The sequence below is a fragment of the Anaeromusa sp. genome (assembly GCF_028691475.1).
Taxonomy (GTDB): Bacteria; Bacillota; Negativicutes; order Anaeromusales; family Anaeromusaceae; genus Anaeromusa.
Window position 1 is genome coordinate 1 of record NZ_JAQUZF010000097.1, and the last position, 10407, is coordinate 10407.

Consider the following 10407-nt stretch of genomic DNA (forward strand, 5'->3'; position numbering starts at 1 on the left):
GAGCGAATGCGTAACCGCATCCTCTATCTTGCGGTTACTAAAAATAGATAGCAGCGAGAATTTGCATCCTCGCTGCCAACATTACTTTATGCTTTTACCCCAACCATTGACATAGAACCCAAAAAGCTCCAAGACCAAAACTGTCTTGGAGCTTTTTAGATTCAATTTCTATTTAATCCATCCCTCAATTAACCTCGGCGCATAAATTGAGGAATTTCCATTCCTCCGGACAAACTAAAGTCCGTTTTTGCTTCAGGCGCTTTTACCGAAGCAGCCGGACCAGCTTCTGCACCAAAACGAGTCGCAATAATCGTAATCCGCACGTCATCGCCCATCGTCTCATCGATATCAGCGCCAAAGATGATATTAGCGTCTTCGTCTACCGCATCCATCAATATCCCTACAGCTTCATTCACTTCGAGCAAGCTCATATCTTGGCTGCCAGTCACATTAACCAATACCGCCCGTGCGCCTTCGACAGAGATCCCCAAAAGAGGACTATGCATCGCTTTTTGCATAGCATCCATCGCCCGATCTTCGCCTTTGCCCATGCCAATGCCCATAAACGCCTGGCCGGAAGAGGACATGACCGACTGCACATCGGCAAAGTCCAAATTGATCATCGCCGGCTTGGAGATCAAACCCGCAATGCTGTGCACGCCCTGCTTCAAGACATCATCAGCCATGCAGAACGCATCCAGCAAGCTGGTTTGACGCGAAGCAATTTTTAACAATCGATCATTAGAAATCGTAATCAATGTATCCACATGTTCACGCAGCTTCGCTACGCCTTGTTCCGCCTTGACCATACGCCGTTTTCCTTCAAAAGAAAACGGATAGGTTACTACCCCCACGGTCAAGGCGCCTACTTCTCTGGCGCATTGCGCAACGATCGGCGCTGCCCCTGTTCCCGTACCGCCGCCCATGCCGGCCGTAACAAAAACCATATCGGCGCCATCCAGCGCTTTAAGAATATCCGCCCTGCTTTCTAATGCAGCCTGTTCGCCAACGCCTGGATTAGCGCCCGCGCCAAGTCCTTTAGTTACCTTATCTCCAAGCTGTAAACGCTGATTGGCAGGCGAAGATTGCACCGCCTGCGCATCTGTATTCATCACAATAAAGTCGGCAGACAACCCCATATCCATCATGCGGTTGACTGCATTGCTGCCGCCGCCTCCGACGCCAGCCACCTTTATTTTTGCGAAGTTCAGCATTGTTTCGTCAAAACCGATCATATCCTTCCCCCATTCCGGCATCATTCGCCCCAGGGGACGAAGGACGACCAACTTCTCCAAAATAATCCATATATATCATAGTAGCAAAGGATGAGCTGCAACTCAAGTAAGAATCTAACATTCTTGCTTCATTTTTTTAGAATTCTCTGCAGCCGATCTATGCGAAACCGCTGAAACATGGCTTGAAAGCTTTTTTGTTTCTGCGGTTCCTGCGCAAAATAAAACAAATGACTCCCGCAATGACAGTCTGAAGCGCCAAAGCCTGCAATTTCTCCTGCCGCCAGCTCACGCACTGCTTTGGCTAAAGAACATTCCAGCCGTTCTTGGGTACGAATGGGCAGCGCCCCTTTCCAAAGTGCGGCTTGCCGCAAATAATCAAAATGCCAATGCATCTTTTTGCGCAGCCGCCCATGTCTGGCAACGCGAGCCTCCAAGCCTCTCGCTGCAGAGCCGACATACACATAATGACCCGCCCGAAACTCACGCTCTCCCAAAGAGCCAATTTGCAGCCTGCAATCGGCAATTACTTCTAAAAAAGCCATATATACACCGCCATCGGCGCCTTCCTGCTCATATACATTCCAAGGAATATCCAATTTTTTCGCAGCGTCTAGAATAAACCCAGGCTTCCAGGAAATACTCATGGCGCGAATATCCACGTACGGTCTTGCTGCCGCCAGGGCCGCGGCGAAAACAGGATCTGTATGGTATTCCGGCAAAAACCATTGGGTCTGCGCAGCATGGACGATAAACAATACCCCGCAGCGCCGCCCATTTTGAGCCAACTCAGTCAACGTCCGTACATGGCTGCTGCCTCGAGCCGTCACCGCATCGGGAAACATGGCTCCAGTTTCTCCAAAAAGAGTGCAGGATTTCACTTCCAGCAGCATGGTTTCACCCTTGCTATTCTCTAACAGAAAATCAAAGCGGTGCGCTCCTTCCTTGACTTCCGCCGCTGCTACCTGCCAGTCTTCCCAGCCTGGAACAGCTCGGCGCGTCAACAGTTCCCGAGCAATCCGATTGGAAGCCAGCGTTTCCAAAACCACCGGCTGATTGTCCCTCTCCACCGCCACTACCGAATAAGCGGTAGTTCGTTTCGCTTCGTTTCCTTCTGCCAGCCACATGGTTACGCCAGGAAAAAGCAACTCCCTCATGCGCCCTGGATTGGGCATATGCGCCCGCACAGTCTTGCCTTCCAGCAAACATTCCGCTACAAACCGATTGGGACGACGCAAAAATACCCCTTGCTTAGTCGGTGCAAAAAAAGAAAGTGAATTCATTTTGTTCGGCTCCTGCAATCATCAACTTCCTCTATATTGTACCGCACTTTTCTTGCCGCCAAAAGAAAAAACCGCTTGCGCGGTTTTATACTGCTTTCTCCAGGCCGCGGCGGCCTCGTTTATGAAGCCTGCCGAAAAAGCGCACATCATCCATCAGCTCCAGATACTCCATAGGCGGCAAAGACTGCGGTCCATCGCACAACGCCTCCTCCGGGCAAGGATGTACTTCAATCAGCGCGCCATCCGCTCCAGCCGCCAGCGCCGCCAGCGTCATAGAGTGCACAAGCTCTCGCCGTCCGGTTCCATGGCTGGGGTCGACAATCACAGGCAGATGACTCAGCCCTTTAACGGCCGCCACCGCTCCCAAGTCCAGGGTATTGCGCGTATGCGTCTCAAAGGTGCGGATGCCCCTCTCGCAAAGGACGACTTGATTGTTGCCGGCTTCCAAAATATATTCCGCCGCGTAAAGCCATTCTTCAATGGTTGCCGATAGCCCTCGCTTCAGCAGCACCGGCTTGCCAGCCTTGCCCAGCGTCTTTAAAAGGGCAAAGTTCTGCATATTGCGCGCCCCCACCTGCAGCATGTCCGCATAGGAAGCCACCAACGGCACTGCCGCCGCCTCCATAACTTCTGTAACTATCGCTAAGCCGGTTTCTTCTCGGGCTTCAGCCAATAGCTGCAGGCCTTGCTCTTCTAACCCTTGAAACGCATAGGGAGATGTGCGCGGTTTAAACGCGCCGCCGCGCAGCATCTGCGCGCCGCCAGCCTTAACCAAACGAGCTGCCGCCAGCAACTGCTCTCTTGATTCCACGGCGCAGGGTCCCGCCATAACCGCTGGCTGAGCGCCGCCAATGCGAGCGTTTCCTACGCGCACGATGGTGGTTACTTGTCCTGTTTTTCTTTGTGTCAACATGGCGCTGCCTCCCTTATCCTAGTTGCTGCTCTTTTCCGGCAGCTGCACTTCGTACGGTCCCGTGGCTTTCTAAAAACTTCTGCAATAAGGCTTCGCCTTGGGGCGTCAAAATGGATTCCGGATGAAACTGAATGCCTGTAACCGCATAATTCTTATGCTGCACCGCCATAATCAGCCCGTCTTCCGTCGTGGCCGTCACCTCCAAGCAGTCCGGTATGGACGAGGCTTCCAGCACTAAGGAATGGTAGCGGCCTACTTCTAAGCCTTGGGGCATACCCGCGAACATCCCCTTCGCGTTATGCCGAATTTTACTGACCTTGCCGTGAATGGGCTGCGGCGCCCGCACTACTTTAGCGCCAAAAACCTCACCGATTGTCTGATGCCCCAGGCATACGCCTAAAATCGGCACTTTTCCTGCAAAAAGCCGCACCGCTTCGGCGCAGATACCGGCATCCGCCGGCGTTCCCGGACCAGGCGAAAGAATAATTCCTTCGCTGCCCTCTCCAGCCTGAGCGGCCGTCATTACATCATTGCGCACTACCCGCACCTCAGCGCCCAATTTACACAGCGCCTGGTACAGATTGTACGTAAAGGAATCATAGTTATCAATCAGCGTCCACATCGCGCTCCACCTCCCTTAACACCCGCAGCAAGGCTTCCGCCTTATGCCGCACTTCTTCCAGCTCGCCTTCCGGCGTCGAGTCAGCTACAAGGCCAGCACCGGCCCGTACCGTTACAATGCCATCCTCCACTACCATGGTGCGAATGGCAATGCAAGTATCCATAGAACCGCGGAAGTCAAAATATCCTACCGCCCCAGCGTAAACGCCTCGCGGCTCTTCTTCCAGCTCGGCAATGATCTCCATGGCCCGCACCTTCGGCGCGCCGCTGACCGTACCGGCGGGAAAGCAAGCCTGCAAAGCCGCAATGGCGTCTTTATCCGCCGCCAGTTTGCCTTGGACTTCCGACACCATATGCATAACATGGGAAAAATACTCCACTTGCATCAGCCGGGTTACTTCTACCGTTCCTGGCGTGCTTACGCGCCCCAGATCATTGCGTCCCAAATCGACAAGCATGGCGTGCTCCGCCCGCTCTTTAGGATCGGCTACAAGCTCCGCTTCCAGCGCCGCATCTTCCCGGCGGTCTGCGCCGCGGCGTCTTGTACCTGCAATCGGATAGGTGCTCACCCTATCGTCTTCCACCCGCACCAGCATCTCCGGCGAAGCACCTACAAGCTGTTTACGGCCAAACTGCAGATAAAACATGTATGGCGAAGGATTCACTCGCCGCAAGCGGCGATACAACTGAAAGGGATGACAGCGCTGCGGCCGGTGAAACGGCAAGGATAACACCGTCTGAAAGGTATCGCCAGCGACAATATGCTCCTTGACCTTGCGCACGCCTTCCAGAAAGGTTTCCGCCTTGGCTTCGCGAGTCAGCGCTACGCCTGGCAAAGTCTGCTGCAGCTCTTTCCCAGGTGCATTCAGCGCCGCCTGCATGGTCTCCAGACGCGAGCAAGCCTGCTCATAAGCTTCCGCCAGTTCGCTGCCGCCGCGGCTCCAGGTAATCAGAGCCACCGAATGAGTCAAATGATCCAGCACAGCCATATCCCGGCAAAAGAATGCTTCCAGCAGCACCATATCGTCAGGCACGTTCATGCCCCTCACCCGTTCCCACGTCGTTACGCCTTCGAAGGCTAAGTAGCCGACAAAGCCGCCTCGCAGCGGAGGAAGTCCTGCAATATCAGGCACGCGGCAGCGTCCCAGTACTTCGCGCAGCGCCTCTAGCGGCGGCAAGGCAAGGATCTCCTCGCCTTGCTGCGTCTCCACTACTGTTTCCTTGGCTCGGCCGGTCAAGCGCCATTCCGGGTGAAACCCTAAAAAGGAATACCGTCCGAAGGTACGGTTGGCTTCCGCGCTTTCCAGCAAGAAGCCTTGGCCGTCGCCAACCAATTTTTCATATAAAGAGATCGGCGTTTCCCGGTCTCCCGGCAGCAATACATGCACAGGCACGTAATCGTACTGCCCGGCCAGCTCGCAAAACTCCGCCTCGCTCATCATCTTGTTCATCGCACATCCATCCTATCCAGCCAGCCGCCTTCGCGGCAAAGCTTTTATTCCATCAAAGCCATTTCCCGGGTCATAGCTGCCACATCGTCCGCCACTACTAACCCCTCGCCCACTAGAATTCCTCTTACGCCAGCCTGGCGCAACAGTCTGGCAGCCGCGCCATTTTTGATGCCGCTTTCGCTGATAACTAAGCGTCCGGCGCACTGCGGCAACAGTTGAAAGGTATGCTCCACATCGGTGTGAAAGGTCGTTAAATCCCGATTATTAATGCCTAAAAGCGGCGCCTGCGCTGCCAAAGCCGCTGGTAGTTCTGCTGCTCCGTGCACTTCTACCAGGCAATCCAGCCCCAAGTCTTCCGCAATCTCTTGATACCGTTTTAATTCCTCCGCTTGCAGCACCGCCGCAATCAAAAGCACGCCGTCAGCCCCAGCCAAAGCTGTTTCATAGAGTTGATACTCATCAACAATGAATTCTTTGCGCAGCACCGGCAGCGAAGTGGCGGATTTGACTGCCGCAATATCTTCTAATCGGCCTAAAAAATGCGCATCTGTATGGACTGAAAGAGCCGCCGCGCCGTTTTGCTCATAAAGGTTCGCCAATTCCACCACACTATGACGCGTCGTCAACCGCCCCTTAGCCGGCGAAGCCAGCTTGCACTCGGCAATCAGCGACCACTCTTTTTCCGCAATCGCCTGACGTAAACGAAAGCCGCCTTTGGTTTTTATATCCTCACGCCGTAACGGCCGTTTACGTTTCGCTTCGGCCACTACCAGGCGTTTGTTCTCCACAATATGGTTCAGCAAGATACTCCTCCTCCGCTTGACGCGCCGCAGCAATGAAAGCCGCTATAGCCGCGCAATCTTTTACTCCCCTACTGCTCTCTACGCCGCCGGACACGTCCACGCCGTCCGGCCGCAAGAGTTGAATGGCTTCCGCCACGTTCGCCGTGGTCAAACCTCCCGCTACCCAGAGCGGCGACTTGGCTTCCCGCCGCAACGCCTGCAGCTCTGCCCAAGCAAAGGTCTTTCCCGTACCGCCGCTTTGCCCCGGTAATTTCGTATCCAGCAGCAAGCCGGCATAGCCGCTGCGCTGCAGCAATGCCTTCGCCAACGCCTCGCCAGGAGTTACAGGAACACTGCGCAGTACCGGCCTCCCCACCGCACGAGCATAGGCTTCGTTTTCTTCGCCATGCAGTTGAACTAAATCCAACTGACAGACCTGCGCAATTTCTTGCACCTGAGCCAACGGTGCGTTTTGAAAAACCCCGACTCGCCCCACGCTTCCCGCTGCCGCAAAAAGGGACTGCGCTTGCAGCACGTCTACCTGTCGAGGGCTTAATGCAAATACAGCGCCAAGATAATCACCGCCGCAGGCGCGAACCACATCCGCCTCTTCGGGACGTCGCAAACCGCAGATTTTGATTTTCATGCCGAAAGCTCCTTAACCTTTTGACTGACTCGACGCAATTCTTCCAGCTTAGCCACGGCAGCTCCCGACTCCAAGATACGCCGTCCCATCTCAACACCTTCTTGCAGCGTTTCCGCTTTGCCGGTCACCAATAGGGCCGCCGCCGCGTTCAGGAGTACCACATCCTGCTTTGGCCCTTTTTCGCCTCGCAGAATGGCTTCCGTAATGGCCGCGTTTTCTAACGGCGTACCACCGCTGTAATCTTCTATCTTGGCCGGAGCAAATCCTAAATCTGCCGCGTCCAGTAAATACGAAGTTACTTTACCGCCCACCACTTCCGTCACTTGATTCGGCGCCGCTGTCGAAAGCTCGTCCAAGCCGTCTAAGCTATGCACCACCATTGCACGCTTAGTTCCCAACGCCGCCAACGCTTCGCCAACCACTCGGGTCAAAGAGCGCTGGTACACTCCCAACAGCTGGTATTCCGCCCCGGCTGGATTGGTTAAGGGACCCAGGAGATTAAATACAGTGCGAAAACCAAGTTCTCGCCTCGTCTTGGCCGCATGGCGCATCGCCAGATGGAACTGCGGCGCAAACAAAAAGCCAATGCCGGTTTCTTCTATACACTTAGCCACCGCTGCCGGAGCCAATTCCACTTCCACCCCCAAGGCCTGCAACACATCGGCGCTGCCGCTCTTACTGGAAACGCCGCGATTGCCATGTTTAGCTACTTTCACGCCAGCCCCAGCCAAAACAAAGGCCACCGTCGTCGATATATTGAAAGTTCCTGCGCCATCTCCGCCGGTGCCGCAGGTGTCCAGCGTACCGCCCTCCACCTGCAGCGGCTGCGCCAATTGCCGCATAGCCGCCGCAAAGCCGGCAACTTCTTCGGGCGTTTCCTGCTTCATACGCAGGGCCGTCAGAAAAGCAGCCAACGCTGTTTCTCCCACCTCGCCGCTCATAATAGCCCGCATGGCTTCCTGCGCTTGTTGACGATTCAAATCTTCTCCGGCTACTACACGTTGCAACAGTTCTTTAAACATAATTGCGCCTCCTTTTATTACTGGCCATGCCTGCTTTTAGGTAAAATAAAAAAGCCTCCCGTCCTTAAAGGGACGAAAGGCTCGTGGTGCCACCCTCTTTTGGAAAACTATCTGCTTCTGCCAGGATACAAAAAAACCATTTCATCCCTCTATAGGGGCGAAATGGTTTCGCGTTACCACCCTGGTTCAGAAAGCGCTGCTTTCCCTTTTTTTAGATACGGGCTCTAAGAACCGATATCCTAGCCTGCGATAACGGGGGCTTCCGGTGCCGCCTACTTGCAACCGTTCAGCGGACAGCTCCTGGGACCATTCATTGCGTTCTGTCAGGCCGATCCTCACACCTCCGGTTGCCCGGTCATCGGCTCGCTGTACTGTAGATTACACAATTACTTTTCCCATTCAATGCTTTTGTTTTATGTGTTAACCAAATCATACCGTTCCCTTGTCTTCTTGTCAATACCTTAGGCTGGATTTTTTTACAAAATCCTGGCAATCGACTTCTGCTTCTCTCTGTGTTAAAATGAAAGAATCTGTTTTAATATATCGTGAAAAGGATAGGATGCAACCAACATGATCAGTACAAGCAACATTGAATTGCAATTCGGCAAGCGCGTTCTTTTTAAGGACGTCTCTGTCAAGTTTACCCCAGGCAACTGTTACGGTCTCATCGGAGCCAACGGCGCTGGCAAATCGACCTTTCTCAAGGTGCTTTCCGGCGAAATCGAGCCCTCTAAAGGCGATGTCATTATCACTCCGGGCGATCGTCTAGCCGTGCTCAAACAGAACCATTACGAGTTTGACGAGTTCCCTGTTCTGCAGACCGTCATCATGGGCCATAGCCGCCTGTACGCTATTATGGAAGAAAAAGACGCGCTATATGCGAAACCAGAGTTTTCCGACGAAGACGGTATGCGCGTATCCGAGCTGGAATGCGAATTTGCCGAATTAAACGGCTGGGACGCAGACACGGAAGCCGCTCGTCTTCTCAACGGCCTCGGCATCAGCGAAGATTTGCATGAGAAGCTCATGTCCGAACTAGACGGCGCGGAAAAAGTACGGGTCCTCCTGGCGCAGGCTCTCTTCGGCAACCCTGACATTCTGCTCCTAGACGAGCCTACCAACCATTTGGACATTGAGTCCATCAACTGGCTTGAAAACTTCCTTTATGATTTTCCCAACACGGTCATTGTAGTTTCCCATGACCGCCACTTTCTCAATCAAGTCTGCACGCATATTGCTGATTTGGACTTCGAAGGCCTTCAGATTTATGTAGGCAACTACGATTTCTGGCTGGAATCCAGCCAGTTGGCTCTGCAACTGGCTAAAGACGCCAACAAGAAAAAGGAAGATAAAATGAAGGACTTGCAAACCTTCATCCAGCGCTTCAGCGCTAATGCTTCTAAATCGAAGCAGGCCACTTCGCGGAAAAAACAGCTGGAAAAGCTAACCTTGGATGATATCAAACCGTCCTCGCGACGCTACCCCTACATCGCCTTTAAGCCGGACCGTGAAGCGGGAGCTCAGCTCCTCTCTGTCGACGGCATCAGCGTTACCATTGAAGGCGAGAAGGTACTGAACGATGTATCCTTCTTGGTGGCTAAAGGCGATAAGATCGCTTTTGTCGGCCCAGATTCCATTGCTAAAACCACACTGTTCCGAGTTCTTGCAGGCGAGCTGGAACCGGATCAAGGTGAATTCAAGTGGGGCGTAACCACGACGCAGGCATATTTTCCGAAGGACAACTCCGCCTACTTCGACGACGTCACCCTCAACCTGGTAGATTGGCTGCGCCAATTCTCCCGCGACCAGGATGAAACCTTCATCCGCGGCTTCTTAGGACGCATGCTTTTCTCCGGCGAAGAAAGCCAAAAAGAAGCCAACGTCCTCTCTGGCGGCGAAAAAGTCCGCTGCATGCTTTCCCGCATGATGGTCAGCGGCTCCAACGTCCTCATTTTAGACGAACCTACTAACCATCTTGATCTAGAAACAATCACCTCTTTAAATAGCGGTTTGACGCAGTTTGAAGGCACCATGCTCTTCACCTCGCATGACCATCAGTTCGTAGAAACCATTGCTAACCGCATTATCGAAATCACCCCCAACGGCGTCATTGACCGCCGCATGAGCTATGACGAATACCTCCAAGACGACGAAGTAAAGAAACATCGCGCCGCTCTTTACCCGAAAGCATAAGAAAACCAAATGAGAACGAACACAGAGTAAGCAGAGTAACAGAGAAAAGCCAGAGGACCAAGAAAAAGAACGCATCACCGCGATGCGTTCTTTTTTATACTCTTATTTTCAGCGCCTCTGTGAAACTCTGTTACTCAGTTACTCCCTTAATAAACAAGCAGTAGCTTCGATTTTCTTCTTTAATCGCAGTATTTCTCGATATATGTTTTTGTAGATTCTTTGGCTAGACAGGCTAGGCTGGTAGTGAAGTGGTTTTTGCGTATA

9 protein-coding genes and 1 other annotated feature are annotated in these 10407 nt (G+C 53.2%); of the genes, 1 reads left to right on the forward strand and 8 read right to left on the reverse strand.

Annotated elements, in window-relative coordinates; translation table 11 throughout:
* Positions 1–188: 188 nt before the first annotated feature.
* The 8 genes from ftsZ to trpD all read right to left on the reverse strand — a co-directional run bounded on the left by ftsZ (position 189) and on the right by trpD (position 7950).
* The gene (gene ftsZ / locus PHF27_RS11355; RefSeq protein WP_300070025.1) at positions 189–1235 is read right to left on the reverse strand and encodes a cell division protein FtsZ; all 1047 of its coding nucleotides are present in this window, start codon (positions 1233–1235) and stop codon (positions 189–191) included.
* A gap of 128 nt (positions 1236–1363) precedes the next feature.
* On the reverse strand, positions 1364–2515 hold the full coding sequence (gene sfsA / locus PHF27_RS11360; protein WP_300070028.1) for a DNA/RNA nuclease SfsA: 1152 nt from the start codon (positions 2513–2515) through the stop codon (positions 1364–1366).
* 85 nt (positions 2516–2600) lie between these two features.
* Positions 2601–3428 (reverse strand): 3-deoxy-7-phosphoheptulonate synthase, encoded by an 828-nt coding sequence (gene aroF, locus PHF27_RS11365; RefSeq protein ID WP_300070031.1) that lies wholly within the window; start codon positions 3426–3428, stop codon positions 2601–2603.
* A 13-nt stretch (positions 3429–3441) separates the two neighbouring features.
* Positions 3442–4050, reverse strand: a complete 609-nt coding sequence (locus tag PHF27_RS11370) for an aminodeoxychorismate/anthranilate synthase component II (protein ID WP_300070034.1) — start codon at positions 4048–4050, stop codon at positions 3442–3444.
* Positions 4034–5500 (reverse strand): anthranilate synthase component I family protein, encoded by a 1467-nt coding sequence (locus PHF27_RS11375; RefSeq protein WP_300070037.1) that lies wholly within the window; start codon positions 5498–5500, stop codon positions 4034–4036. The genes PHF27_RS11370 and PHF27_RS11375 overlap by 17 nt, the downstream gene beginning before the upstream one ends.
* 44 nt (positions 5501–5544) lie before the next feature.
* Positions 5545–6303, reverse strand: coding sequence for an indole-3-glycerol phosphate synthase TrpC (locus PHF27_RS11380; protein ID WP_300070039.1), 759 nt, complete (start codon positions 6301–6303; stop codon positions 5545–5547).
* Positions 6248–6928 (reverse strand): phosphoribosylanthranilate isomerase, encoded by a 681-nt coding sequence (locus tag PHF27_RS11385; protein WP_300070042.1) that lies wholly within the window; start codon positions 6926–6928, stop codon positions 6248–6250. The genes PHF27_RS11380 and PHF27_RS11385 overlap by 56 nt, the downstream gene beginning before the upstream one ends.
* Positions 6925–7950 carry an anthranilate phosphoribosyltransferase gene (trpD, locus tag PHF27_RS11390; RefSeq protein WP_300070045.1) on the reverse strand — a complete coding sequence of 342 codons (1026 nt, stop codon included), beginning with the start codon at positions 7948–7950 and terminating at the stop codon, positions 6925–6927. Before trpD ends, PHF27_RS11385 begins: the two co-directional genes overlap by 4 nt.
* A gap of 150 nt (positions 7951–8100) precedes the next feature.
* Positions 8101–8362 (reverse strand) — a binding site (T-box leader).
* Between the two features lie 158 nt (positions 8363–8520).
* Here trpD and PHF27_RS11395 point away from each other — a divergent pair.
* Positions 8521–10143: an ATP-binding cassette domain-containing protein gene (locus tag PHF27_RS11395; RefSeq protein WP_300070048.1), complete on the forward strand. Its 1623-nt coding sequence runs from the start codon at positions 8521–8523 to the stop codon at positions 10141–10143.
* Positions 10144–10407: the final 264 nt, after the last annotated feature.